Consider the following 25,888-nt stretch of genomic DNA (forward strand, 5'->3'; position numbering starts at 1 on the left):
AAACGCCCGGTTACATATCGAACCCGGAAGCTAAGCCTCACAGCGCCGATGGTACTGCAGGGGGGACCCTGTGGGAGAGTAGGACGCCGCCGAACTCCTTTTACAGCTCCGGCTCTTGGGCATACAGCCCGAGAGCCGGAGCTTTTTTGCGTTGCGGTAAGGTCAGGGTGCATTGTCGGCACTTTTCGTACAGGAGGCTTCCGGGTGGAGGTCCAGGAGACCCGCGTCCAGACGGACCGGGTCCTCACCATCCCCAACATCCTCAGCATGGCTCGGCTTGCCGGTGTCCCTCTGTTCCTGTGGCTGATCCTCAGGCCGGAGTTCGGAGGCCCCAAGAGTGATGGTTGGGCTCTCCTGGTCCTGGCACTGAGCGGAGTCAGCGACTATCTGGACGGCAAGCTCGCCCGGCGCTGGAACCAGGTCAGCAGCCTCGGCCGGCTTCTCGACCCGGCCGCCGACCGACTCTATGTCCTTTCCACGCTTCTCGGCCTCACCTGGCGGGAGATCCTGCCGCTCTGGCTGACCGCCCTGCTGCTCTCCCGTGAACTGGTTCTCCTGGTGATGGTCGGCATCCTCCGCCGGCACGGCTATCCGCCGCCCCAGGTGAACTTCCTCGGCAAGGCGGCCACCTTCAACCTGATGTACGCCTTCCCGTTGCTGCTACTCAGCGACGGTAGCGGCTGGATCGCGTCACTCGGCGCCGTTTTCGGATGGGCGTTCGCCGGATGGGGTACAACCCTGTATTGGTGGGCAGGAGTGCTCTATATGGTCCAGGTCCGCCGTCTGGTGCGCGCGGACGCGTTGGCCGACGGAACTCCGCGATCGTCCACGACGTGACGCTTCGATGGCCCGCGACGTGAAAGTGCGGGACAATCTGGACGGGTGAAGTCGGCTAGACCGTCATCTCTTCGAGGAGGACGCTTCCGACATGAAGGCCGTCGTGATGGCCGGAGGCGAAGGCACACGCCTGCGCCCCATGACCTCTAGCATGCCCAAGCCGCTCCTGCCCGTGGTGAACCGCCCGATCATGGAGCACGTGCTCAGGTTGCTCAAAAAGCATGGGCTCAACGAGACCGTTGTCACCGTGCAGTTCCTGGCGTCGCTCGTCAAGAACTACTTCGGTGACGGCGAAGAGCTCGGCATGGAGCTCACCTATGCCAATGAGGAGAAGCCACTCGGTACCGCCGGAAGCGTCAAGAACGCCGAGGACGCGCTGAAGGACGATGCCTTCCTCGTCATTTCCGGTGATGCGCTGACCGACTTCGACCTCACCGAGCTGATCAACTTCCACAAGGAGAAGGGAGCCCTGGTCACGGTCTGCCTGACCAGGGTCCCCAATCCGCTGGAGTTCGGCATCACCATCGTCGACGAGGAGGGCAAGGTCGAGCGCTTCCTCGAGAAGCCGACCTGGGGCCAGGTCTTCTCCGACACGGTGAACACGGGCATCTACGTGATGGAGCCCGAGGTATTCGACTATGTCGATCCCGATGTCCCCGTCGACTGGTCCGGAGATGTCTTCCCCCAGCTGATGAAGGAAGGCAAGCCCGTCTACGGCTACATCGCCGAGGGCTACTGGGAGGACGTCGGCACCCTCGAGAGCTATGTGAAGGCGCAGGCCGACGTTCTCGAGGGCAAGGTCGACGTCGACATCGACGGATTCGAGATCTCGCCCGGCGTCTGGGTGGCCGAAGGCGCCGAGGTGCACCCCGACGCGGTGCTGCGCGGGCCGCTCTACATCGGTGACTACGCCAAGGTCGAAGCCGGCGCGGAAATACGCGAGCACTCCGTCATCGGCTCCAATGTGGTCGTCAAGAGCGGCGCCTTCCTGCACAAGGCCGTCGTCGCCGACAACGTGTACGTCGGGCAGCAGAGCAATCTCCGCGGGTGTGTGGTCGGCAAGAACACCGACATCATGCGGGCCGCGCGGATCGAGGACGGCGCGGTCATCGGTGACGAGTGCCTGATCGGCGAGGAGTCGATCATCCAGGGCAACGTCCGGGTGTACCCGTTCAAGACCATCGAGGCGGGCGCGTTCGTCAACACCTCCGTCATCTGGGAGTCCAGGGGGCAGGCGCATCTCTTCGGGGCGCGCGGGGTGACCGGCATCCTGAACGTGGAGATCACGCCGGAGCTGGCCGTACGGCTCGCGGGCGCGTACGCCACCACCCTGAAGAAGGGCACCACGGTCACCACGGCCCGTGACCACTCCCGAGGTGCCCGTGCGCTCAAGCGTGCGGTGATCTCGGCGCTCCAGGCCAGCGCGATCGACGTCCGCGACCTGGAGAACGTGCCGCTTCCCGTGGCCCGGCAGCAGACCGCGAGGGGCAGTTCCGGAGGCATCATGATCCGGACCTCGCCGGGTGTGCCGGACTCCGTGGACATCATGTTCTTCGACGCCAAGGGCGCGGACCTCTCCCAGGGCAGCCAGCGCAAGCTGGACCGGGTCTTCGCACGGCAGGAGTACCGGCGGGCGTTCCCCGGCGAGATCGGTGACCTGTACTTCCCCTCCAGCGTCTACGACTCCTACGCCGGTTCGCTGCTGCGCAACGTCGACACGACCGGGATCGCCGAGTCCGGGCTGAAGGTCGTCGTCGACGCCTCCAACGGCAGCGCCGGTCTGGTGCTGCCCAGCCTGCTGGGCAAGCTCGGCGTGGACTCGCTGACCATCAACCCCGGTCTGGACGAGTCCCGGCCCACCGAGACCGCGGAGATGCGGCGCAAGGGATTGGAGCGGCTCGGGGAGATCGTGGCGTCCTCCGGGGCCGCCTTCGGTGTGCGGTTCGACCCGGTCGGCGAGCGGCTGTCGCTCGTGGACGAGAAGGGCAGCATCATCGAGGACGACCGGGCGCTGCTGGTGATGCTCGACCTGGTCGCCGCCGAGCGGCGCAGCGGGCGGGTGGCGCTGCCGGTGACCACGACCCGGATCGCGGAGCAGGTGGCCGCGTACCACGGCACCCAGGTGGAGTGGACGACCACTTCGCCGGACGACCTCACGCGGGTCGGCGGCGAGGAGGAGACCATCTTCGGCGGTGACGGCAAGGGCGGCTTCATCGTCCCCGAGTTCAGCAGCGTCTACGACGGCACGGCGGCGTTCGTGCGGCTGATCGGGCTGGTGGCGCGGACCCAGCTCACGCTGAGCCAGATCGACGCCCGGATTCCCCGGGCCCATGTGCTCAAGCGGGACCTGGCGACGCCGTGGGCGGTCAAGGGCCTGGTCATGCGCAGCGTGGTCGAGGCGGCCGGCGACCGGTCCGTGGACACGACGGACGGTGTGCGGGTCGTGGAGAGCGACGGTCGCTGGGTGATGGTCCTGCCCGACCCGGCCGAGGCGGTCACGCACCTGTGGGCGGAAGGGCCCGACGACGCCTCGGCGCAGGCCCTGCTGGACGAGTGGTCGGCCGTCGTGGAGAGCGCCGGACGCTGACCCGAGGACGGTCCCGACGTGCCGGACAGCGACCCCGCCAGGGGCGCTGTCCGGCACGTGTACGGGGCTCGTTCGGAGGTACCGCGCGCGGCATGCGACGATGTGCGGCATGCCGCAGCAATCCCCCGTTCGGAGCAGCCCCGCGCGGCCCGGGCGTCCGGACGCCTCCATGTCGTTGATCACCAACGTCATGGACCACAGCCTCGACGACGGGTATGCCGAGGCCGCCGCCCGGAAGGAGTCCCTGGGCGAGGGCGGTCTGCCGAAGACCCTCCGCGCCAAACTGGGTCTGGCGGGCGGACTGGTGCTCGCGGCCCTGGTGGTGACGGTCGGCGCTGCTCAGGCGCATGTCGCTGCCCCGGTGGTTGCCAAGGAGCGCCAGGAGCTGATCGACCGCATCGACCGGAAGACCGCCGCCGCGGACAAGCTCGAGAGCGGTGTCGACTCGCTCCGTGAGGAGGTCGGCGCGCGGCAGCGGGCGGCGCTGCGGCAGACCGGGGGCAGCCAGGCGGACCTCATGGGTCTGCTGTCGGGTGCCACCGCGGTGCACGGTCCCGGCGTGAAACTGGTGGTGAACGACGCCAAGGAGTCGAGCACCGGGGGAGACGGCACCAACCCGCGCGAGTCCGCCGGGTTCTCCGACACCGGGCGGGTGCGCGACCGGGACATGCAGCGCGTGGTCAACGGGCTGTGGGCGTCCGGCGCCGAGGCGGTCTCCATCAACGGGCAGCGGCTGACCGCCCTGTCCGCGATCAGGGCCGCGGGTGACGCGATACTGGTCGACAACAGGCCGCTGGTACCGCCGTACACGGTGCTGGCGGTGGGGGACGGGCAAAAACTGAGCACCGAGTTCCAGAACAGCGCCGACGGGCTGTATCTGCACGCGCTCCAGGACAACTTCGGTATCCGCACCGCCATCTCCGCGGAGGGCGATGTCCGGTTGCCCGCCGCGCCGAGTGTGATCGTACGAACAGCACAGCCGAGCGCCGAGCAGGCCGAGAAGACTGAGAAGGGCACATCGTGATCGCCGTACTGGGCCTCATCGTGGGAGTGGTGGCCGGCCTGTTGGTCCGGCCCGAGGTTCCGGCGGTTGTCGAACCGTATCTGCCCATCGCCGTCGTGGCGGCGCTGGACGCCGTGTTCGGCGGTCTGCGGGCGATGCTCGACGGCATCTTCGACGACAAGGTCTTCGTGGTGTCGTTCCTGTCCAACGTGGTCGTGGCCGCGCTGATCGTGTTCCTGGGCGACGAGTTGGGCGTGGGCGCGCAGCTGTCCACGGGCGTCGTCGTGGTCCTGGGCATCCGGATCTTCTCCAACGCCGCGGCGATCCGCCGCCACGTCTTCCGGGCGTGAGCGCGATGAGCGACCAGGACGAGCGGCCGGAGAACGGGCTGCGCAAGGAACTGCCCGCAGAGGTGGCGGCCCCGGCCCCCGAGCCTGAGCCGGCACCCGCGCCCGCGCCCACCCCCGCGCCCGCGCCCGCGCCCGCGTCGGAGCAGACCACACAGCCGCAGCTGACCGGCCGCCAGCGGCTGGCCGACGGTCTGTGGCCGCCCCGGCTGACGCGTGCGCAACTCATCGTGGCGCTGCTGCTGTTCGGGCTCGGCTTCGGGCTGGCCGTGCAGGTGGCGTCCAACAGCGACGGCGACAGCGCGCTGCGCGGGGCACGCCAGGAGGATCTGGTCCGCATCCTCGATGAACTGGACGACCGTACTCAGCGTCTTGAGGACGAGAAGCAGGGACTGGAGAAGCAGCGTCAGGAGTTGCAGAGCAGCTCGGACCAGGCCGCGGAGGCGCGCAGGCAGACCGCCGAGAAGGAGCGCCAACTCGGCATACTCGCGGGCACCGTGGCGGCCACGGGCCCCGGCATCACCATGACCGTCGAGGACCCGAAGGGAGCCGTCGAGTCCGACATGCTGCTCGACGCGATCCAGGAACTGCGCGCGGCCGGTGCCGAGGCGATACAGGTCAATGGGGTGCGCGTGGTGGCGAACACGTACTTGTCGGACTCCGGCGGTAGCGTCGCCGTCGACGGCAACAAGATCAACGCCCCTTATCGTTTCAAGGTCATCGGCAAGCCGCAGGACCTGGAACCGGCGCTGAACATCCCTGGAGGCGTGGTGCAGAGCGTGGAGAAGGAGCAGGCCACGGTGAGTGTCGAGCGCTCGGACAAGATCGTTGTGGACGCCTTGCGGCAAGCGAAGCAGCCTGACTACGCTCGGTCGTCCTCCCGGTGAACCGGCGGTGCATGGTCGGCGTCGGGCGGGGGCATGAGGTTGCGGGGGGTCGCCGCACCGAAGGGGTGGTGCGTGGTGGAAACTGTCGAGTGGATACGGACGTTGTGAAGATGTCCGGATCGGTCGGTGTAGGCATTCAGGGTTCGTCCTGCCCCACGGGCGGGTCTGTTTCGGTCAAGGGGAATCGCCCGTGAAGTTGTTTGGGAAGTTGTTCGGCAAGAGCGCGCGAGAGGGCAACGACAACGCGACGGCCCGTCATCGCGCACAGCCCGACGAGGAAGGGCAGCGTCCGCTGTTCCGGGACCAGGTGGCTGGTCCGGGTGGTGGCACTTCCGGTGGACAGGGCGCGGCGTCCGTTGACCCTGGCCAGGGCGGCGGCATAGGTTTCGGGCAACCGTCGCGGCAGGAGGCTCCGTCCATGTCGGCCCTGGTCTGTACGAGGTGCGGGAACCGCAACGCGGACAACGCCCGCTTCTGCTCCCACTGCGGCGCGCCTCTGCGTGCCGGTGTGGCGCCGGAGCGTCCGTCGGAGACCACGTCCACGATCTCCATCTCGGGCATCGAGGCGTACGACGCGGAGGTCACCGGTCAGACGGCGATGCCGATGCTGTCGCCCGAGGCGCAGGCTGCGGTCGACGCGCTGCCCATCGGCTCGGCGCTGCTGGTGGTGCGCCGGGGTCCGAACTCGGGCAGCCGCTTCCTGCTGGACAGCGACCTGACCACGGCCGGGCGGCACCCGCAGAGCGACATCTTCCTGGACGACGTGACGGTCTCCCGCAGCCATGTGGAGTTCCGCCGCTCGCCCGACGGTTCCTTCACGGTGGCCGACGTGGGCAGCCTCAACGGCACCTACGTCAACCGCGAGCGGATCGACGAGGTGGCGCTGGCCAACGGTGACGAGGTGCAGATCGGCAAGTACCGGCTGGTCTTCTACGCGAGCCGGCAGGGAGTCTGACCCACCCCCGGACGCCCGTCCGGGGGAACCCCAGGGAAGGTCCATGCTTCAAACACCGAGCGGCGGTGCCGGAAGCGGTACCGCCGCCAGGGACAGTGGGCTGATGAGCATCGGCACGGTGCTGAACGTGCTGCGCGACGAGTTCCCCGAAGTCACCATCTCCAAGATCCGCTTCCTGGAGTCGGAGGGGCTCATCGAGCCGCAGCGGACCCCGTCGGGGTACCGCAAGTTCAGCCCCCGTGACATGGAGCGCCTCGGCCATGTCCTGAGGATGCAGCGGGACCACTATCTGCCGCTCAAGGTGATCCGTGAGCATCTGGACGCCATGGAGCGCGGCGACGCGGTCCAGCTGCCCGTGGTCGGCCGCCAGCGCGGCGGTGCCGAGGAGCCGGAGGAGGCCGAGCGGCCCACGGTCGCCCGGATCGGCCGGGACGAGCTGCTGGCGGCGGCCGGCATCGACGAGGGCGACCTGCGCGAGTGGGAGTCGTACGGGCTCCTCACCCCCCTGGCGGACGGGGTCTATGACGCCGAGGCCGTCACCGTGGCCGCGCTGGTGGGCGAACTGGGCGGCTTCGGCATCGAGCCCCGCCATCTGCGGGTGATGAAGGCCGCCGCCGAGCGCGAGGCCGGGCTGGTCGACCAGGTCGTCGCCCCTCTGAAGCGGCACCGCAACCCGCAGACCAGGGTGCTCGCCGAGGCCCGGACCAAGGAGCTGGCGGCGCTCACCATGAAGCTGCACTCGGCACTGGTCAAGGCCGCGCTCGGGGTGCGGGTGCCCTGAGGGGCGGTGTGTCCCGACCGGGCGGACTTGCGCCGGATCGCCCACCTGTTCCCGGCCCGACTACCCAAACGTCCCGGGCACGGCCTAGGGTTGCTGTGTGAACGAGCTCGATGTCGTAGGTGTCCGGGTCGAAATGCCCTCCAACCAACCGATCGTGCTCCTGCGCGAAGTGGGAGGCGACCGCTACCTCCCCATCTGGATCGGGCCGGGGGAGGCGACGGCGATCGCCTTCGCCCAGCAGGGCATGGCTCCCGCGCGCCCGCTGACGCACGACCTGTTCAAGGACGTGCTGGAGGCGGTGGGCCAGGAGCTGACCGAAGTCCGCATCACCGATCTGCGAGAGGGCGTCTTCTACGCGGAGCTGGTGTTCGCCAGCGGAGTCGAGGTGAGCGCGCGGCCGTCCGACGCCATAGCGCTCGCCCTGCGCACCGGCACGCCCATCTACGGCAGTGACGGGGTGCTGGACGACGCGGGCATCGCCATCCCCGACGAGCAGGAGGACGAGGTGGAGAAGTTCCGCGAGTTCCTCGACCAGATCTCGCCCGAGGACTTCGGCACCAGCAGCCAGTGACGCCGGGGGCCGGCCGGGTGGACCGACGGGTCCGCGTCCGGCCGGTTCATGGCACGCCGTGACGTCGTCGCGGGGGCAATTGCCAACGGCCCGTGAGAGCGTCCTACGCCTTTCCGCGAGCGCATTCGGCTAGCCTTTCCCCGCGGTGGGACACGGGAAACCACTCTCAGGGTGATTATCACTCGGCGTGCCGAGTGTGGCGATCGTTGACGCACCCCTGGTGACTGCCTACCGTCGATAAGGCAGGTCAAGGACGGAGGTCGGCGTGAGAATGAGCGGCGACGGTACGGCTGGGGGTGCCCCCGGACACGGTTTCGGGGAGAGCGGTCCGTACCCTCCCCCGAGCGCTCGGTTTCGACCGGGCGGGGGACACCCACAGCTCGGCGGCGTGGCCGATAACGCTCCGCAGCGGCCGACGGTGGTGCCTGACGGTGAAGGGGCGGCGGCCATGATGTCCGAGGAGATCGGCTACCGCGGCCCCACGGCCTGCGCGGCCGCGGGGATCACCTACCGGCAGCTCGACTACTGGGCCCGTACGGGGCTGGTCGAGCCGAGTGTGCGGCCGGCCCACGGCTCGGGCACCCAGCGGTTGTACAGCTTCCGGGACGTGGTCGTCCTGAAGATCGTCAAGCGGTTCCTGGACACGGGTGTCTCGCTCCAGAACATCCGCTCGGCCGTGCAGCACCTCAGGGAGCGCGGGTTCCGCGACCTGGAGCGCATGACCCTGATGAGCGACGGCGCCATGGTCTACGAATGCACCTCTCCGGACGAGGTCCACGCGCTGCTCCAGGGCGGCCAGGGCATCTTCGGGATCGCCGTGGGCGTGGTGTGGCGGGACGTGGAGAGCGCCCTGTCCCAGCTTCACGGCGAGCGCATCGACACCGGTGAGACGCTCATCGGGCACAACCCGGCCGATGAACTGGCGCGGCGGCGCAACCGCGCCGTCTGAGACCGGGCCGCACAGCTTCGCGTCGAGCGCCCCCGCGCGGGGCCGTTGTCAGTGGTGTGGTGCAGCATCGGACATGTGAGAAACGTGCCCACCATCCTCCATCTCGACATGGACGCCTTCTTCGCCTCGGTGGAGCAGGCGTCCAAGCCGAGCCTGCGGGGGAAGGCCGTGGTCGTGGGCGGGATCGGGCCGCGCGGGGTGGTGGCCACCGCGTCGTACGAGGCGCGGGTGTTCGGGGTGCACTCGGCGATGCCCACGGCGCAGGCGCGGCGGCTGGCGCCGAACGCCGCGTATCTCATGCCCCGCTTCGCGCTGTACCGCTCGATCAGTGACCAGGTGATGGCGCTGCTGCGGGAGTTGTCCCCGCTGGTGGAGCCGCTGAGTCTGGACGAGGCGTTCGTGGATCTGGAGGCCGGGGGCACGGCCTCGGACGAGGCGTCGGCGCGGGAGGCCGGGGCGCGGCTGCGCGCCGACATCCTAGCGGTGACGGGGCTGACCGGGTCGGTGGGGCTCGCCGCCTCCAAGATGCTGGCCAAGATCGCCTCGGAGCGGGCCAAACCCGACGGCCTGGAGCTCATCGAACCGGGCACCGAACGGGCCCTGCTGGCACCCATGTCCGTGCGGACCCTGCCCGGCGTGGGACCCGCCACCGGCGACCATCTGCGGCGCGCCGGGATCACCACTGTGCTGGAGCTGTCGGAGGCGGGCGAGGACGAACTGGTCCGGCTGCTCGGCAAGGCCCACGGACACGCGCTGTACGCGATGGCGCTGGCCCGTGACGACCGGCCGGTGGTGGCCGAGCGGGAGGCCAAGTCGGTGTCGGTGGAGGACACCTACGCCGTGGACATCCACGACCGGCTGCGCATCGGCCTGGAGGTCCGCCGGCTGGCCGACCGGTGCGTGCGCCGGCTGCGCGGGGCCGGGCTGTCCGGGCGCACCATCGTGCTCAAGGTCCGGCGGTACGACTTCTCCACCCTGACCCGCTCCGAGACGCTGAGGGGGCCCACGGACGATCCGGCGGTGATCCGGGAGGCGGCCGCGCGGCTGCTGGACTCCGTGGACACCACGGGCGGGGTACGGCTGCTCGGCGTGGGGGTGTCCGGGCTCGCCGACTACACCCAGGAGGACCTGTTCGCCCAGGCGGCGGGGGAGCCGGCCGAGGAGACGCCGGAGGAGAGCGCCCCCGACTTCGGCCCGGAGAGACCCGAGCCCGCCGCGCCGGAGTGGCGGGCGGGCCAGGACGTGCGGCACCCCGAGTACGGGCACGGCTGGGTGCAGGGCAGCGGCCTGGGTCGGGTCACCGTGCGCTTCGAGACCCCGCTCTCCGCGCCGGGGCGGGTACGGACGCTGCGCGCCGACGATCCCGACCTGGCGCCGGCCGACCCGCTGCCGCTGGTGGCGGAGGTGTGCGGGCAGCGGGAGGGGGTGCCCGGCGGCAACGGGGAAACGGGCGGCGGATGAGGGAGGCTCAGGTCTCCTCGGTGCCCGCGACCTTGCCGAAGTCGCGGTCCGGGGTCCGGGAGGAGGGGCCCACGTCGAGACCGTAGTGGTGGTAGAGCTGGAGTTCCTGTTCGGGGGAGAGGTGGCGGCCCACGCCGAAGTCGGGGGCGTCCTTGATGAGGGCGCGTTCGAAGGGGACACGGAGCGCGCCCTCGACCAGTTCGCTGGGCTCCAGCGGGACGAAGGCGTCGCGGGAGAAGAGGCCGGTGCGCACCGCGGCCCACTCCGGGACGCCGGTCGCGTCGTCGAGGTACACCTCGTCTATGGTGCCGATCTTGGTGCCGGCGCGGTCGAACGCCTTGCGGCCGATCAGGCTGCGCGGATCGATGTCGGTCTGCACGATCCCTCTCCCTCCACATGGTCGCAACTCATCCGTAAGCACTACAAAAGAGCAGAATCAGTCGGGCGGCCACTCGAACGCCGCGCTCATGACCCCGCTGGTAGGCTGAACTCGGCTGCTGACCCCGTGCGGGAGAGTCCTCCGAGCAATTCGGAGGCGCCGAAGGAGCAACTCCTCCCCGGAATCTCTCAGGCCCCCGTACCGCACGGACGAGGTCACTCTGGAAAGCAGGGCGGGCGTCCACGGCTCCCGCTCTCACCGACGGTGAAAGCCGGGCTCCGCAGGTCCCCGGTGAAGCTCTCAGGTAAGAGATGACAGAGGGGGAGGCCGGTGGGCACCCGCGCCGTGGTGCCCCTCGCAGGTCGCGTCAGACCAGGAGGCCTCCGCATATGACCGCCCCTCGCATTCCGCTCGCCGAGCTCGAAGCGGGCATCCCCTTCGAGCAGCGCCACATCGGGCCCGACCAGGAGGCGCGGGCCAAGATGCTCGCGCAGGTCGGCTACGGCTCGCTCGACGAGCTGACCGCCGCCGCGGTCCCGGATGTGATCAAGAACGCCGACGCGCTCGACCTGCCGGGCGCCCGCACCGAGGCCGAGGTGATCGCCGAGCTGCGCGGCCTCGCGGACCGCAACCAGGTCCTCGGCTCCATGATCGGCCTGGGCTACCACGGCACCTTCACCCCGCCGGTGATCCTGCGCAACGTCATGGAGAACCCCGCCTGGTACACGGCCTACACGCCCTACCAGCCGGAGATCTCCCAGGGCCGTCTGGAGGCCCTGCTGAACTTCCAGACGATGGTCGCCGACCTCACCGGGCTGCCCACCTCCGGTGCCTCCCTGCTGGACGAGGGCACCGCCGCCGCCGAGGCGATGGCGCTCTCCCGGCGCATGGGCAAGAACAAGAAGGGCCTCTTCCTGGTCGACGCGGACACCCTGCCGCAGACCATCGCCGTCATCGAGACCCGCGCCGAGCCGGCCGGTGTCGAGGTCGTCGTCGCCGACCTGAGCGACGGCATCCCGGCCGACATCGCCGCCCGTGACATCACCGGCGTCCTGCTCCAGTACCCCGGCGCCTCCGGTGCCGTACGCGACCTGAAGCCGGTCATCGGGCAGGCGCACGAGCTGGGCGCCCTCGTCACCGTCGCCGCCGACCTGCTCGCGCTCACCCTGCTCACCTCGCCCGGCGAGCTGGGCGCGGACATCGCCATCGGCACCACCCAGCGCTTCGGCGTGCCCATGGGCTTCGGCGGGCCGCACGCGGGCTACATGGCCGTGCACGAGAAGTTCGCCCGCAGCCTGCCCGGCCGGCTGGTCGGCGTGTCCGTCGACGCCGACGGGCACCGGGCCTACCGTCTCGCGCTCCAGACCCGTGAGCAGCACATCCGCCGCGAGAAGGCCACCAGCAACATCTGCACCGCGCAGGTGCTGCTCGCCGTGATGGCCGGCATGTACGCCGTCTACCACGGCCCCGACGGCCTGCGGACCATCGCCCGCCGCACCCACCGCTACGCCACGATCCTCGCCGAGGGCCTGCGCGCCGGCGGGGTCGAGATCGTGCACGGCGCCTACTTCGACACCCTCACCGCGCGCGTGCCCGGCAAGGCCGCCGAGGTCGTCGCCGCCGCCCGCGAGGGTGGGGTCAACCTGCGCCCGGTCGACGCCGACCACGTCTCCCTGGCCTGCGACGAGACCACCAACCGGGCCCAGCTGGAGGCCGTCTTCGCCGCCTTCGGCGTCGAGGGAGACATCGAGGCGCTCGACCAGGCGGCCGAGGACACGCTGCCCGAGGCGCTGCTGCGCACCGACGACTACCTCACCCACCCGGTCTTCCACGACCACCGGTCCGAGACGGCCATGCTGCGCTACCTGCGCAAGCTGTCCGACCGTGACTACGCGCTCGACCGGGGCATGATCCCGCTCGGCTCCTGCACCATGAAGCTGAACGCGACCACCGAGATGGAGCCGGTCACCTGGCCCGAGTTCGGCGCGCTGCACCCCTTCGCCCCCGCCGAGCAGGCCGAGGGCTATCTGACCCTCATCCGTGAGCTGGAGGACCGGCTCGCCGAGGTCACGGGGTACGACAAGGTCTCCCTCCAGCCCAACGCCGGTTCCCAGGGCGAGCTGGCCGGACTGCTCGCCGTACGCGCCTACCACCGGGCAGGCGGCGACGCGCAGCGCACCGTCTGCCTCATCCCGTCCTCCGCGCACGGCACCAACGCCGCGAGCGCGGTGATGGCCGGGATGAAGGTCGTCGTCGTGAAGACCGCCGGGGACGGCGAGATCGACGTCGATGACCTGCGCGCGAAGATCGAGCAGTACCGCGACGAGCTGTCCGTGCTGATGATCACCTACCCGTCGACGCACGGCGTCTTCGAGGAGCACGTCGCGGACATCTGCGCCCAGGTGCACGACGCGGGCGGCCAGGTCTACGTGGACGGCGCCAACCTCAACGCGCTGGTCGGGCTCGCCAAGCCGGGTCACTTCGGCGGCGACGTCTCCCACCTGAACCTGCACAAGACGTTCTGCATCCCGCACGGTGGCGGCGGCCCCGGTGTCGGCCCGGTCGCGGTCCGCGCCCACCTGGCGCCGTACCTGCCCAACCACCCGATGCAGCCCGAGGCCGGTCCTGAGACGGGCGTCGGCCCGATCTCGGCGGCGCCCTGGGGCAGCGCGGGCATTCTGCCGATCTCCTGGGCGTACGTCCGCCTGATGGGCGGCGAGGGCCTCAAGCGCGCCACCCAGGTGGCCGTGCTCTCCGCCAACTACATCGCCAAGCGCCTGGAGCCGCACTTCCCGGTGCTCTACACCGGCCCCGGCAACCTCGTCGCGCACGAGTGCATCATCGACCTGCGCCCGCTGACCAAGGCGACCGGCGTGAGCGTGGACGACGTGGCCAAGCGCCTGATCGACTACGGCTTCCACGCGCCGACCATGTCCTTCCCGGTGGCCGGCACGCTGATGATCGAGCCGACCGAGTCCGAGGACCTGGGCGAGCTGGACCGGTTCTGCGACGCGATGATCGCCATCCGCGCGGAGATCGAGAAGGTCGCCTCCGGCGCCTGGCCCGCCGAGGACAACCCGCTGCGCGGCGCCCCGCACACCGCGGCAGCCCTCGGCGGCGACTGGACGCACGCGTACAGCCGCGAGGAGGCCGTCTTCCCCGCCGGTGTCTCCGCGGCCGACAAGTACTGGCCGCCGGTGCGCCGTATCGATCAGGCGTTCGGCGACCGCAACCTGGTGTGCTCCTGCCCGCCGCTGGACGCTTACGAGGACTGAGCACGCGAATGAGAGAAGGCCCCCTGTCCGGATCTGGGCGGGGGGCCTTCTCCTGTCCGCTCAGGCCGTGGCCAGCGAGACCTCGGTCGACTTGATCAGCGCCACCACCGAATCGCCCGCCGACAGCTTCAGCTCGGCGGCGGACTCGTGGGTGATGGCCGACGTCACCTCGGCGCCCGGCACCGCGACCTTCACCGTGGCCATGGCGGTGCCCATGGTGATCTCGCTGATGGTGCCGGCGAGCTGGTTGCGGATCGAGATGTGGTCGACGGGCTCGGTGGCGAGGGAGACCTCCGTCGCCTTCACCAGGGCGTGCACGGGGGTGCCCTCGGCCAGCCGGAGTTCCTTGGTGGCCTCCTCGGTGATCGCCGCGGTCAGGTGCTGACCGCCGTCCAGCCGGATCTTGACGGTCGCCATGACCTCGCCGGGGTGGACCGCCGTGACGGTGCCGGGAAGCTGGTTGCGGATGCTCATGCTCATGGGGCCACACCGTAGTGGCTGAGCGGGCTCATGCCGGGTATGCATGGGTCTGCGTCGCCTTGACGGTCGCCCAGACCGGTGCGCCCGTGTGCAGGTCCAGCTCGGCGGCCGCCGCCGTGGTGAGGTCGGCGGCGAGCCGGATCTCCCCGGTCAGGTCCGCGCGGATCTGGTCGCCGTGGGTCTCCAGACCGGCCACCTCGCAGCGCCACAGATTGCGCGCGCTGGCCCCGGTCGGGCGGTCCCGGAACAGGGTGACGGCCACCGGTGGGAACGCGACGAACACCGGCCCCGACAGGTCCTCGGTGGTGGTGATCGACGGCCCGCCGTCCAGCCGTACCGCGTGCCCGTCGGCCTCGCCGCGGTAGAGGTTGAGGCCGACCAGCTGTGCGATGTAGTCGGTGCGCGGGTGGCGGGCGATCTCCGTGGGCGTGCCCTCCTGCACCACCTGGCCGTGCTCGACCACCACCAGCCGGTCCGCGAGCACCATGGCGTCCAGCGGGTCGTGCGTCACCAGCACGGCGACCGCCTCGAACTCGGCCAGATGCCGCCGCAGTTGCGAACGGACCTCCAGGCGGGTACGGGCGTCCAGCGCGGCGAGTGGCTCGTCCAGGAGGAGCAGACGGGGGTGGGTGGCCAGCGCCCTGGCCAGCGCGACCCGCTGGGCCTGACCGCCGGACAGACGGCGGGGCTTGGCGCCGGCGTGGTCGGCCAGGCCCATGCGCTCCAGCCAGGTGGCGGCCTGCGCGCGCGCCTCGGCCTTGCCGACGCCGTGGCAGCGCGGGCCGAAGGCCACGTTGTCCAGCGCGGACAGGTGCGGGAAGAGCAGATAGTCCTGGAAGACCACGCCGACCGGGCGGTTCTCCGGCGGGGTGCGCTCCAGCGCGGTGCCGTCCAGCCGCAGATGCCCGTCCGAGAGCGGGACGAGGCCCGCGAGGGCGCGCAGCGCGGTGGTCTTGCCCGCGCCGTTCGGGCCGAGCAGCGCGACGACGTCACCGGGGGCCGCGCGCAGGCCCACGTCCAGCCGGAAATTGCCCCGGTCGACCACCAGGCGGGCGTCAAGACCCTGTTCGTCCGCCGCCTTCAGCAGGGCGGGGGGCGCGTCGATGTCGGTCATGGGGCGGTCGTCCTCCGTGGGCGCCGGCGTGGTCGGTGTCTTCCATCCTCGCGGCACCGTCACGCCCCCGTCATCCACCGGTCCCGCAGACCCGCCAGCACCGCGATCGACACGGCCAGCAGGATCAGGCTGAGGGCGATGGCGGCTTCCGGGTCGTTCTGCAGGGCGAGGTAGACCGCGAGCGGCATGGTCTGGGTGCGGCCGGGGAAGTTGCCCGCGAAGGTGATCGTGGCCCCGAACTCGCCGAGCGCGCGGGCCCAGGCCAGTACGGCGCCCGCCGCGATGCCGGGGGCGATCAGCGGCAGGGTGACCCGGCGGAACGCGGTGAACCGGGAGGCGCCGAGTGTGGTGGCCGCCTCCTCGTAGCGCGGGTCGGCGGCCCGCAGGGTGCCCTCGACGCTGATGACGAGGAACGGCATCGCGACGAACGCCTCGGCGATGACCACCCCGGCGGTGGTGAACGGCAGGGTGATCCCGAACCAGGCGTCCAGCGACTTGCCGATGATGCCGTTGCGGCCGAGGGCGAGCAGCAGCGCGACACCGCCGACGACCGGCGGCAGCACCAACGGCAGGGTCACCAGGGCCCGCACCAGGCCCCGGCCGGGGAACTCCGTACGGGCCAGCAGCCAGGCCAGCGGCACGCCGAGCACCAGGGCGACGGCGGTGGCGGCGGTGGCGCTGATCAGGGAGAGCTGGAGCGCCTGCCACACCTCGGTGCTGGCCAGCTGGGACGGCAGGCTGCGCCAGGGGGCGCGGACCAGCAGGGCGAGCAGGGGCACCAGCAGGAAGGCCATGGCCAGCAGGCCCGGCACCAGCAGCGGGAGCGGCACGCCACGGCGGGCGGCGCGGACGCGCGGGCGCCGCGGCCCGCCCCCGCTGGGGCCGGCCGCGGCGTCGCGCTGCTTCAGCTCGGTCACGGCTTGAGGAAGCCGGCCTGGGTCAGCACCTTCTGGCCCTCGGCGGACTTGACCAGGGCGATGAACGCCTCGGCGGCGTCGGCGTTGCGCGCGTTCTTCAGCGGGGCGATCGGGTAGTCGTTGATCGCGTCCTTGGACTCGGGGAACTCCACGCCCTCCACCTTGCCACCGGCGGACTTCACATCGGTCTTGTAGACCAGGGACGCGTCGGCCTCCTTCAGCTCCACCTTGTTCAGGGCGGCCTTGACGTCCTGCTCGTAGGAGACCGGGGTGACCTTGACGCCGCTGGCGTCCAGCACCTTCTGCGCGGCCGCGCCGCACGGCACGGTCTTGTCGCACAGGACGACCTTGAGCTTCGGGTCGGTGAGGTCCTTCAGCGAGGACACCTTGTCGGGGTTGCCCGGCTCGGTGGCGATCTCCAGCTGGTTGCGGGCGAAGGTGACCGGAGCCGCCGTGCTGTCCTTCTTGTCGGTGACGATCTTCATCGTCTTGGGGCTGGCGGCGGCGAACACGTCCGCCGGGGCACCGCTGGTGATGCTCGCGGCGAGGGTGTCACTGCCGCCGAAGTTGAAGGCGACCTTGGTGCCGGGGTGCTGCTGCTCGAACTGCTTGCCCAGGGTCGTGAAGCTCTCCTTGAGCGAGGCGGCCGCGAACACGGTGACCGTGCCGGACAGCTTCGGGGAGGCGGAGTCGGAGCTGTCGGCCTTGGCGGGCGTGGACGCGTCGGAGTTGGAGCAGGCGCTGAGTGCCAGCAGGGCGGCGACTCCCACACCGGCCAGCGGCAGCATCCGGCGGGTCCGGCGTACGGAACGGGTCATCACGGGTTTCTACTCCTCGTCTCGGTGGAACAGCGGTCGCGCCCTTCCAAGGGGGCCGGAGATCGGCCACAGGGCCGATGATACTGCCGCATTTGCCAGACGTAAGTCATCTGTCACGTTGCATGAGCTGCGAAGTTGTTATCTGGGGCTGGCATATGCGTTTGTCCGGAGGTGCCCGAGGGGTAGCTATCCATGGGAGGTGGTCGCGGTGACGCTCGCTCAGTTGGCCATGACCGGCGATCTGGCCCGACCTGCTCGGCTTACCGTTCCTGACCTGCTGGAATGGCCCCAGTTCCGGGCGGACGTCAGCTTCGAGTGCGCCACCAGCGGCGTTCAGCGGCACCGGTTCTCCGGGCCGCGGCTGTATCACGTACTGACCGACGCGGGGCCCGGTTTCGACCCGGTGCGCCGCAAGGACCGGCTGAGATTCCTGATTTCCGTGACTGGTACCGACGGGCACCGGGCGGTGCTGAGCTGGGCCGAGATCGACCCCGACTTCGCGGACGCCCCCGTACTGCTGGCGGTCACGATGGACGGGACGCCGCTGGACGCGGCCGGGCCCCAGCTGGTGCTGCCGCAGGACCGCTGCGGGGCCCGGCACATCAGCGGGATCACCGGCATCCGGGTGGACGGGGGCTACCACTTCGGCGTCGCGGCGCCCCTTTCCGCGGACGGCGCGGCGCTCACGGCGAGCTGACGCGGGCGGAACTCCGGCCCGCGTCCTGTGCCGCTCAGAAGCGGTCGATGTGCACGTTCGTGGACTTCACACGAGCGGTGGCCTCCATGCCGACCTCCAGCCCGAGTTCGTCGACCGCCTCACGGGTGAGCAGTGAGACCAGCCGGTGCGGGCCCGCCTGGATCTCCACCTGGGCGGCCACGTCACCGAGCTTGATGGCGGTGACGATGCCGGGGAACGCGTTGCGCACGGAGGTGGAGGAGGTCTCCTCCTCGGCCGCGCCGCCCGTCTGGGCCAGTTCGACGGAGAACGCGGCGAGGTCCTGTCCGGCGATCAGACGCCGTCCGGATTCGTCGCGATGGGTGGCCATCCGCCCGGCGTCGGCCCAGCGGCGGGCGGTGTCGGGGCTCACGCCGAGGAGCCGGGCTGCCTGGCCGATCGTGTAGGACTGCATGCTGGTCACCATAAAACGAGAGGTCGGCGGGCGTGGACCGGGGCGGGCACGAGGTGGGACGCGGGAGCGCCCGGACGGGTCAACCGGTGTGCACCCGGGGGCGGCGGGCCCGGTCCGGCTCCGCCTCGCGCAGCACCTCGCGGGTGACCGGGGCGACCTCGCCCTGGCCGAAGAGGAAGAAGCGCAGGAAGTTGGCGAACGGGCTGCCCTCGGTCCACTCGAAGAAGATGTGCGGGGTACGCCCGGTCAGGTCCCGTACATGCAGCAGCAGTGCGGCGAGGGCGTTGGGGATGGAGGAGGACTCCACGGTCAGCACCCGGTAGCGGTTGTGCAGGACCTCGCCGCGCACGGTCAGACAGGTCTCGAACTCCGAGGGGTCGGCCACCGTGACCTCGACGAAGACGAAGTCCTCCTGCTCGGGCATGTCGTTGTCGGTACGGATCTGCTCGATCTTGTCGCGGTACTCGGCCCGGTCCCGGCTGTCGGGCTCGTTGGCGATGAACCGGATCTTCCGGCTGGCCATGTCCCTGACGAACCGTTCCGCCATCGGGTCCATCGCCACGCTGGTCACGCGCAGCTCGAAGGAGCGGGCCAGGCGGGACAGCAGGGAGACGAGCATGATGCCCGCGATGAAGCAGGCGCCGATCTTCACACCGTCCGGGCGCTCGATGACGTTGGCGACGGTCGTGTACAGGAACACCGCGGAGATGACGCCGAAGCCGATGGTCCAGCCGCGCTGCCCGGCCTTGCGCGCGGCGATGGTCACCGCGATGGCGGCCGAGCTGATCAGCACCAGCACACCGGTGGCGTAGGCGCCGCCCTGCTTGTCCACGTTGGCGTCGAAGAGCCAGGTGACGAGGAAGGCGATCAGGATGAAGACGATGACCATCGGGCGCACCGCGCGTGCCCAGTGCGGGGCCATGCCGTACCGGGGGAGGTAGCGGGGCATCAGATTGAGCAGGCCGGCCATGGCGGAGGCGCCGGCGAACCACAGGATGGCGATGGTCGAGACGTCGTAGACCGTGCCGAAGATGTTGCCCAGGTACTCGTGCGCGAGGAAGGCGAGGGCGCGGCCGTTGGCCGGGCCGCCGGGCTTGAACTCGCTCGCCGGGATGAGCAGCGTGGTGATGAAGCTGGTGGTGATCAGGAAGCAGCTCATGATGACGGCGGCGGTGGTGAGCAGCTTTTTGGTGTCCCGGATGCGGCCCGCCGGGCGCTCCTCGGTGTCGCCCTCGTCGCCCTGGACATGGGGCATCACGGCGACGCCGGTCTCGAAGCCGGACAGGCCGAGGGCGAGCTTCGGGAAGACGATCAGGGCCACGCCGATCATCACGAAGACATTGCCGTGCTCCGTGGTCAGGGCGCTGGTCCAGTCGGTCACCACGTGCTCGGCGGTCAGCACGTGCCACAGGCCGCTGATCACCACGACGACGTTGAGCGCGAGGTAGATGCCGACCAGGGCGACCGCGACGCCCATGGCCTCCAGGAAGCCCTTGAGGAACACCGCGCCGAGCAGTGCCACCAGGATCAGGGTGATCAGCATCTGATGGCCGCCCAGCGTGCTGGTCAGATGCGGGTTCTCCACCAGGTGGGTGGAGGCGTCGGCGGCGGAGAGCGTGATGGTGATCAGGAAGTCGGTGGCCGCGAAGCCCAGCAGGGTCAGGACGAACAGCTTGCCCTTCCAGAAGGACAGCAGCCGCTCCAGCATGGCGATGGAGCCCTGCCCGTGCGGGCTCTCCTGCGCGACCCGCCGGTACACCGGGAGGGCGCCCGCCAGGGTGACGACGACCAGCACGATGGTCGCCAGCGGGGAGAGCAGGCCCGCGGCCAGGGCAGCGATGCCCGGCTGGTAGCCGAGGGTGGAGAAGTAGTCGACGCCCGTCAGGCACATCACCCGCCACCAGCGCTGGCCCCGGTGCGGGGGTTCCGGCTCGGCGTGCGGCCCGGTCAGGCCACCCCGTTTGCCCATGTCGGAGAGCCCCTGAAGCATCCAGGCGCGCAGGCGACTGGGAGGGTGCTCGGTCGTGGCCATCGGCGTGCTCCAGGTGGTGCGGCTCGGCTGCCTGCGGTCATCACGCGGACAGCCGGACCAGCGTATGCGGAGAGTGACGCTTCACCCATGGATTCCGGACCGGGAGGGCGTCAATCCTGCGTTAAGAATGGGCCGACGGGGGCTGCTGACGCACCGAAAAGTGAAGGCCCGGAGCCTGCGTGGACAGGAAGCGCGGTGTGCGGGCGGCGCCGGGGGGAGAGGTGTTCTGGGCTCCGGGAGCGGACACCGAGCGTCATCTCGGACAAGATCCTTCGGGCGTCGTGTGCACCCTGTCCATGCTGCCTCGGGCGGGGGCGCTCCGCAGCCCAGCGCGTGGCGGGTCAGAGGCCGCGGATGTCCATGCGCCAGTGCCAGGCGTTGCGGCGGCGCACGGCCGAGAGGTCGGACTCCAGCGGCGAGGGCGGCACCGCGAGCACCGGGCAGCCGGCGTGGGCGAGGCAGTGCCGGGAGACCCGGCCGGAGAAGGCCCGGCGCAGGCCGCGGCGGCCCGTGCCGACCACCAGCAGGTCGTCCTCGCGGTCCGCGACCGCCAGCAGCGCCCGGCCCGGCGCGCCGCGCACGATCACGGCGTGCAGGGGGATGCCGGGGCCCTCCTCGCCGAAGAGGTCGTCCAGCAGGGAGGTCAGCCGGTGTTCCGCCATCCGCTGCCACTCCTCGGTCAGCGGGTCGGCGACGACGGAGCGCCGGCCGGTCGGATCACCGCCGGGCGGCGTCCAGGCCAGCACCGGCCACAGCTCGGCGGCCAGCCGTCGGGCCAGTGCCGTGGCCCGGCGCAGGACCGTGACGCTGCCCAGGGAACCGCTCACACCGACGACCACCCGCGCGGCCAAGGGGGCGTTGTATCCGGACATCACTTCACGCTCCTCGGGGGACGGACCGCTCGCGCGTCCTTCTTCCATCCCACTCCCGTCCGGCCGATTCGACCAGCCGACGGTTTACCGGCCCCCGCTTTCCGGCACCCCCGCTTTCCGGCACCCCCGCTTTCCGGCACCCCCGCTTTCCGGCACCCCCGCTTTCCGGCCCCGGATGCGAGTCGGGGCCGGTGCGCACCGTGTGTGCGTCCGGCCCCTCGGATCGTCGGGCGGTTTCGGCGGCCCCGCCCTGGGCGCTGCTCAGGCGGCGGTCATCACCTGGGTCGCGGCGAGCGGGCGGTGGGGGGCGATGACCCGGCCGTCGGGCAGCAGCTCACCGGTGTCCTCGAAGAGCAGAACGCCGTTGCACAGCAGACTCCACCCCTGTTCCGGGTGGTGCGCCACGAGTCGGGCCGACTCGCGGTCGGCGGACTCGGCTGGCGGGCAGGTCGGTTGATGCTGGCACATGGGCGGGATCTCTCGCTTTGTCGTGGTCATGTCCGTCCCCCGTGGTGAAACATCGGTCGGAATCCAGTGTTGCCCGCTGGGCGTCGTTCCGCAGGGATTTCGCAGCACCGCTCCTTACTCGTTCATGACGCGTCACCCGCGCGGACGGTTCAATCCAACCCCACTGTCCCTTTGGGTGGTTCGGCGTGACCGGAAAGGGCTAGTCCACTCGGCGGAGTGCCGCCTTATCGCTCGTAGGAGCGGGCAATTACTCGCACGAGCGAAATGTGTGGGGCTCACGGAAATACGCGTGCCCGGGGCAGGAATCAGGCGTACCCGGAAAAAAGGCCGTACCCCGCTTCCGGGCCGGGAAGCGGGGTACGCGGGCGACGGTCAGGCGGGTGAGCCGAGAAGGGGTACGGAAGTCGCACGATGGGTCAGCACGGGCAGCAACTCCGAGACCCGGTGCGGCCGGTGGGCCCGGATGCCGGGCGGTGCCGGGGCGAGCGGCACCAGCAGGTCGGTGGCCGCGGGATGCCCCTCGGCCGGATCGGCCGTGGGGTCGCCGTGCAGCCACAGGGTGAGCATGTACAGCCCCGGCACCGACAGCAGGCGCGGCTGATAGGGCTGGAGCAGGGCCTCGGCCTGCTGGAGCGCCCGCTCGGTGGACGGGATGTAGGGGCCCTCGAAGAAGTGCGAGAAGGCCCAGCCGTCCGGGGTGAGCACGGTGTCGGCCGCGGCGACCGGGCGGTCGCCGGAGCGGATGACGAACCGCCAGCCCGTCAGCCGCGTCGCGGACAGGCCCTCGGGGGTGATGTGGTCCAACACATGCAGGGCGAGCGGGAGTTCAGGGGTGACGGGACCCTGCGCGGCACGCAGGGTGGGGGTGCGCGCCTCGCGGACCGCGGTGGGGGAACCGAGGGCCGTGAGGACGGAGTGCAGTGCGGGCGCGGGCGCGGGGGGCACGTGCAGCGGCATGGTGGGTCGCCTCTCGTTCGACAGGCGCGGCGGCGCGATGAAGGTGGGGCGGACGGCACTGTCAGCTCACAGGTGGAAGGCCGGGGCGGCGGGGGTCCGGCGCGGACGCGACTGCGACTGGGGTCTGCCGGCCGTCACAGGACGGCTGGAACACGGTGAAACGCGTCGGAAACCGGTACCGAGGCACCATCCTTCGGCCCTGTCCGCGAAGTTTATACGACACGTGTTCACCAGTTGTTTCGGCTATCCGATTCCGATAGTCCGAGCAAGGCGATATCCGGTCGTGGATACGTGCTAATCATCCCGATTTCCCGGCCGTGCGGCGGTCCTGACCTCGTCGTACACCGTCAGCGCGGTCGGCCGATTGTCGTCGGCGTTTTTCACGAGGCGATCAGGGCACCCGAAGATGCGTGATGCGGCATGCCTCGTGAATGTGCCGCAGGACACTTCCGTCAGAATAATGGGCGGCGAGGCCGGATGCGGCGTTATCGATCGCTTCCGCTGGGCATCATCCCACCTGATCCGGGACCCCGGCGGCCGGACCCTCGGGCCGCCCATCCGAGGAGGGACACTTCCATGGGGGAGAAGGTCGTGGCAGGGCCGTTCGACCTGTCCGATCGCCAGCGCTACCGCGAAAAGCTCCAGAAGTGCCTGGCGGGACTGGAGCGACTGCTGGCCGAGAAACGGTTCGACCGTCCCAAGAACCTGATGGGGCTGGAGATCGAATTGAATCTCGCCGGCCCCGACGGTATGCCGAAAATGCTGAACGGCCAGGTACTGGAGCGGATCGCCAGCCGCGATTTCCAGACCGAACTGGCCATGTTCAATCTGGAGGTCAACATAGCCCCGCACCGGCTGGGCGACCGGGTATTCGACCGGCTCGCGGAGGAGCTGCGCACCTCCCTCGCCTACGCCGACCGCAAGGCGGGCGAGGTGGACGCCGGCATCGTGATGACCGGCATCCTGCCCACGCTGGGCCGGGACGACCTGGTCTCGTCCAACCTCTCCGAGGTGGACCGCTACGCCCTTCTCAACGACCAGATCGTCGCCGCGCGCGGTGAGGACTTCCGGCTCGACATCGAGGGCGTGGAGCATCTGCGCTGCACCTCCCGCTCCATCGTCCCCGAGGCTGCCTGCACCTCCGTGCAACTGCACCTCCAGGTGACGCCCGACCGGTTCGCCGACGTGTGGAACGCGGCGCAGGCGGCCTCGGCCGCGCAGATCGCGGTCGGCGCCAACTCGCCCTTCCTGTTCGGGCACGAGCTGTGGCGCGAGTCCCGGCCGCCGCTCTTCCTGCAGGCCACCGACACCCGCCCGCCCGAACTCCAGGCCCAGGGAGTCCGGCCGCGCACCTGGTTCGGTGAGCGCTGGATCACCTCCGCCCACGACCTGTTCGAGGAGAACCTGCGCTACTTCCCGCCCCTGCTGCCGATCTGCGACGACGAGGAGCCCCTGGAGGTCCTCGACGCCGGCGGCGTGCCCAAGCTGGCCGAACTCGTCCTGCACAACGGCACGGTGTACCGCTGGAACCGCCCGGTCTACGACATCGCCGACGGCGTGCCCCATCTGCGGGTGGAGAACCGGGTGCTGCCCGCCGGACCCACGATCACCGACGTGATCGCCAACGCCGCCTTCTACTACGGCCTGGTGCGCGCGTTCGCCGAGGAGCCCCGCCCGGTGTGGACCCGGCTGCCCTTCGAGGCCGCCGAGGCCAACTTCGACGCGGCCTGCCGGTACGGCATCGACGCCCGCTTCGTCTGGCCCCGGCGCGGCCGTTACGGCGGCACGGCCGAGGTCGACGCCGTCACCCTGGTCCGCGACGAGCTGCTGCCGCTCGCCGCGGCGGGGCTGGACGCGTGGGGGATCGAGGCCGCCGACCGGGACTTCTACCTCGGTGTCATCGAGGAGCGCTGCCGCAAGCGGGTCAACGGCGCGTCCTGGCAGGCGGCCACCTTCCACCGCGCCCTGGAGAAGGGCCACGGCCGGGAGGAGGCGCTGGCCGCGACGACGCGCCGGTACGCCGAGCTGATGCACGCCGGGGAACCGGTGCACACCTGGCCGGTGGGGCTGCCGGAGCCGGTGCCGCTGGGCTGAGGGGCACCCCTTGGGGGATACGGCCGTACGCGGGTGGACGATTCCGTCCGCGTACGGCCCTGTCGTGCGCGACCCGGTGCGTAGGCCGGCCGCGTCCTTCTGCGATCCTTTGCGGAACACAGGCGCGCGGGGGCAGGTCGAGCCGCCCGGCGCCCGGAACGCGGGTGGAGGCGGAACCGGTGGCCGAGTCCATGGCATGGCAGCAGCCTTCCCGGCGGACGCTGCGGGACGAGACGCTGATCGTGCTGGCGCTCTCGCTCGGGGCGAGCGGGGTGTCCGCGCTCATCAGCTTCATCGGCTCGGTCACCAAGCCCGGCGGGCTCAAGGACCAGGCGGCCACCCTCAACGCCTCCGCCGCGCCCGGCCGTCCCTGGCTCGATCTGGCCTGGCAGCTCTTCGGGATCGCGTCCGCGCTGGTGCCGGTGGCGCTGGTCGCGTATCTGCTGTGCCGGGAGGGCGAGAGCCTCAAGGTGATCGGCTTCGACCGGGGGCGGCCCTGGTCCGACCTGGCGCGGGGCGCGGCCGTCGCGGCCGTGATCGGCAGTACCGGTATCGCCTTCTACCTGGCCGCGCGCGGGCTCGGCTTCAACCTCACGGTGGTGCCCGAGGCACTGCCCGACGTGTGGTGGAAGTACCCGGTGCTGGTGCTGTCGGCGGTGCAGAACGCGGTGCTCGAAGAGGTCATCGTCGTCGGCTATCTGCTGCGCAGGCTGGGCCAGTTGGGCTGGAGTCCGGGGACCGCGCTGGTGGCCAGCGCGGTCCTGCGGGGCTCGTACCACCTCTACCAGGGCATCGGCGGCTTCATCGGCAACATGGTGATGGGCGTGGTGTTCGTCTGGCTGTACCGGCGGTGGGGCCGGGTCGGGCCGCTGGTCGTCGCCCACTCTCTGCTCGACATCGGCGCCTTCGTCGGCTACGCCCTGCTGGCGGGCAAGGTGGGGTGGCTGCCGACGCCGTGAGCGCCGATACGGCCG

The 25,888-nt window shown here is 70.5% G+C and carries 24 protein-coding genes, 1 rRNA gene and 1 riboswitch; of the genes, 15 read left to right on the top strand and 10 right to left on the bottom strand.

Features of this window, described 5'->3' with window-relative positions; genetic code table 11:
- The 11 genes from rrf to ACIGA3_RS13120 all read left to right on the top strand — a co-directional run.
- Positions 1–95 (top strand): 5S ribosomal RNA (gene rrf / locus ACIGA3_RS13070); the annotation flags it as partial.
- Between the two features lie 109 nt (positions 96–204).
- Positions 205–837, top strand: a complete 633-nt coding sequence (locus tag ACIGA3_RS13075) for a CDP-alcohol phosphatidyltransferase family protein (protein WP_399714039.1) — start codon at positions 205–207, stop codon at positions 835–837.
- A 91-nt stretch (positions 838–928) separates the two neighbouring features.
- Positions 929–3,424, top strand: a complete 2,496-nt coding sequence (locus tag ACIGA3_RS13080) for a sugar phosphate nucleotidyltransferase (RefSeq protein ID WP_399714042.1) — start codon at positions 929–931, stop codon at positions 3,422–3,424.
- A gap of 100 nt (positions 3,425–3,524) precedes the next feature.
- On the top strand, positions 3,525–4,448 hold the full coding sequence (locus tag ACIGA3_RS13085; RefSeq protein WP_399714044.1) for a DUF881 domain-containing protein: 924 nt from the start codon (positions 3,525–3,527) through the stop codon (positions 4,446–4,448).
- Positions 4,445–4,777: a small basic family protein gene (locus tag ACIGA3_RS13090; RefSeq protein ID WP_031181996.1), complete on the top strand. Its 333-nt coding sequence runs from the start codon at positions 4,445–4,447 to the stop codon at positions 4,775–4,777. Before ACIGA3_RS13085 ends, ACIGA3_RS13090 begins: the two co-directional genes overlap by 4 nt.
- A gap of 5 nt (positions 4,778–4,782) precedes the next feature.
- Positions 4,783–5,661: a DUF881 domain-containing protein gene (locus ACIGA3_RS13095; RefSeq protein WP_399714047.1), complete on the top strand. Its 879-nt coding sequence runs from the start codon at positions 4,783–4,785 to the stop codon at positions 5,659–5,661.
- A gap of 82 nt (positions 5,662–5,743) precedes the next feature.
- Positions 5,744–6,616, top strand: coding sequence for an FHA domain-containing protein (locus tag ACIGA3_RS13100; RefSeq protein WP_399715357.1), 873 nt, complete (start codon positions 5,744–5,746; stop codon positions 6,614–6,616).
- A gap of 43 nt (positions 6,617–6,659) precedes the next feature.
- Positions 6,660–7,397: a MerR family transcriptional regulator gene (locus ACIGA3_RS13105; RefSeq protein ID WP_399714050.1), complete on the top strand. Its 738-nt coding sequence runs from the start codon at positions 6,660–6,662 to the stop codon at positions 7,395–7,397.
- A 97-nt stretch (positions 7,398–7,494) separates the two neighbouring features.
- Positions 7,495–7,968, top strand: coding sequence for a bifunctional nuclease family protein (locus ACIGA3_RS13110; RefSeq protein ID WP_004002801.1), 474 nt, complete (start codon positions 7,495–7,497; stop codon positions 7,966–7,968).
- Between the two features lie 265 nt (positions 7,969–8,233).
- Entirely contained in the window at positions 8,234–8,917 is a 684-nt protein-coding gene (locus ACIGA3_RS13115) for a MerR family transcriptional regulator (protein WP_399714052.1), read from the top strand.
- Positions 8,918–8,992: 75 nt separating this feature from the next.
- Positions 8,993–10,378 (top strand): DNA polymerase IV, encoded by a 1,386-nt coding sequence (locus tag ACIGA3_RS13120; RefSeq protein WP_399714055.1) that lies wholly within the window; start codon positions 8,993–8,995, stop codon positions 10,376–10,378.
- 7 nt (positions 10,379–10,385) lie between these two features.
- Here ACIGA3_RS13120 and ACIGA3_RS13125 read toward each other — a convergent pair whose 3' ends face one another.
- Complete coding sequence (locus tag ACIGA3_RS13125) at positions 10,386–10,757, bottom strand: PRC-barrel domain-containing protein (RefSeq protein WP_399714057.1); 372 nt, start codon at positions 10,755–10,757, stop codon at positions 10,386–10,388.
- A gap of 119 nt (positions 10,758–10,876) precedes the next feature.
- Positions 10,877–10,971: riboswitch (glycine riboswitch) on the top strand.
- Positions 10,972–11,146: 175 nt separating this feature from the next.
- Here ACIGA3_RS13125 and gcvP point away from each other — a divergent pair.
- The gene (gene gcvP / locus ACIGA3_RS13130) at positions 11,147–14,032 is read left to right on the top strand and encodes an aminomethyl-transferring glycine dehydrogenase (protein WP_399714060.1); all 2,886 of its coding nucleotides are present in this window, start codon (positions 11,147–11,149) and stop codon (positions 14,030–14,032) included.
- A 60-nt stretch (positions 14,033–14,092) separates the two neighbouring features.
- Here the strand turns inward: gcvP and ACIGA3_RS13135 are convergent, their stop codons facing one another.
- The 4 genes from ACIGA3_RS13135 to modA are packed head-to-tail and all read right to left on the bottom strand — an operon-like array spanning position 14,093 to position 17,361.
- Positions 14,093–14,512 carry a molybdopterin-binding protein gene (locus tag ACIGA3_RS13135; protein WP_399714062.1) on the bottom strand — a complete coding sequence of 140 codons (420 nt, stop codon included), beginning with the start codon at positions 14,510–14,512 and terminating at the stop codon, positions 14,093–14,095.
- A 28-nt stretch (positions 14,513–14,540) separates the two neighbouring features.
- The gene (locus ACIGA3_RS13140; RefSeq protein WP_399714065.1) at positions 14,541–15,626 is read right to left on the bottom strand and encodes an ABC transporter ATP-binding protein; all 1,086 of its coding nucleotides are present in this window, start codon (positions 15,624–15,626) and stop codon (positions 14,541–14,543) included.
- Positions 15,627–15,685: 59 nt separating this feature from the next.
- Positions 15,686–16,543, bottom strand: a complete 858-nt coding sequence (modB, locus tag ACIGA3_RS13145; RefSeq protein ID WP_399714066.1) for a molybdate ABC transporter permease subunit — start codon at positions 16,541–16,543, stop codon at positions 15,686–15,688.
- Positions 16,540–17,361 carry a molybdate ABC transporter substrate-binding protein gene (gene modA / locus ACIGA3_RS13150; RefSeq protein ID WP_399714069.1) on the bottom strand — a complete coding sequence of 274 codons (822 nt, stop codon included), beginning with the start codon at positions 17,359–17,361 and terminating at the stop codon, positions 16,540–16,542. Before modA ends, modB begins: the two co-directional genes overlap by 4 nt.
- Positions 17,362–17,590: 229 nt before the next feature.
- On the opposite strand from modA, the gene ACIGA3_RS13155 reads away from it, so the two are divergent.
- Complete coding sequence (locus ACIGA3_RS13155) at positions 17,591–18,058, top strand: molybdopterin-dependent oxidoreductase (RefSeq protein WP_399715360.1); 468 nt, start codon at positions 17,591–17,593, stop codon at positions 18,056–18,058.
- Between the two features lie 34 nt (positions 18,059–18,092).
- Here ACIGA3_RS13155 and ACIGA3_RS13160 read toward each other — a convergent pair whose 3' ends face one another.
- From ACIGA3_RS13160 to ACIGA3_RS13180, 5 genes are all read right to left on the bottom strand, one after another.
- Positions 18,093–18,491 (bottom strand): molybdopterin-binding protein, encoded by a 399-nt coding sequence (locus ACIGA3_RS13160; RefSeq protein ID WP_399714072.1) that lies wholly within the window; start codon positions 18,489–18,491, stop codon positions 18,093–18,095.
- A 79-nt stretch (positions 18,492–18,570) separates the two neighbouring features.
- Entirely contained in the window at positions 18,571–20,523 is a 1,953-nt protein-coding gene (locus tag ACIGA3_RS13165; protein ID WP_399714075.1) for an amino acid transporter, read from the bottom strand.
- Positions 20,524–20,864: 341 nt separating this feature from the next.
- A complete protein-coding gene (locus tag ACIGA3_RS13170; RefSeq protein WP_399714077.1) occupies positions 20,865–21,395 on the bottom strand; it encodes a universal stress protein in 531 nt (176 codons plus the stop codon).
- A gap of 261 nt (positions 21,396–21,656) precedes the next feature.
- On the bottom strand, positions 21,657–21,863 hold the full coding sequence (locus ACIGA3_RS13175; protein ID WP_161149892.1) for a DUF5999 family protein: 207 nt from the start codon (positions 21,861–21,863) through the stop codon (positions 21,657–21,659).
- A 372-nt stretch (positions 21,864–22,235) separates the two neighbouring features.
- Positions 22,236–22,820 (bottom strand): hypothetical protein, encoded by a 585-nt coding sequence (locus ACIGA3_RS13180; RefSeq protein ID WP_399714079.1) that lies wholly within the window; start codon positions 22,818–22,820, stop codon positions 22,236–22,238.
- Between the two features lie 576 nt (positions 22,821–23,396).
- On the opposite strand from ACIGA3_RS13180, the gene ACIGA3_RS13185 reads away from it, so the two are divergent.
- Complete coding sequence (locus ACIGA3_RS13185; protein ID WP_399714082.1) at positions 23,397–24,914, top strand: glutamate--cysteine ligase; 1,518 nt, start codon at positions 23,397–23,399, stop codon at positions 24,912–24,914.
- A 191-nt stretch (positions 24,915–25,105) separates the two neighbouring features.
- Complete coding sequence (locus tag ACIGA3_RS13190) at positions 25,106–25,873, top strand: CPBP family intramembrane glutamic endopeptidase (protein WP_399715363.1); 768 nt, start codon at positions 25,106–25,108, stop codon at positions 25,871–25,873.
- The last annotated feature ends 15 nt before the right edge of the window (positions 25,874–25,888 follow it).

Origin of the sequence: Streptomyces sp. NPDC085596, from assembly GCF_044541565.1 — a bacterium.
Classification (GTDB): domain Bacteria; phylum Actinomycetota; class Actinomycetes; order Streptomycetales; family Streptomycetaceae; genus Streptomyces.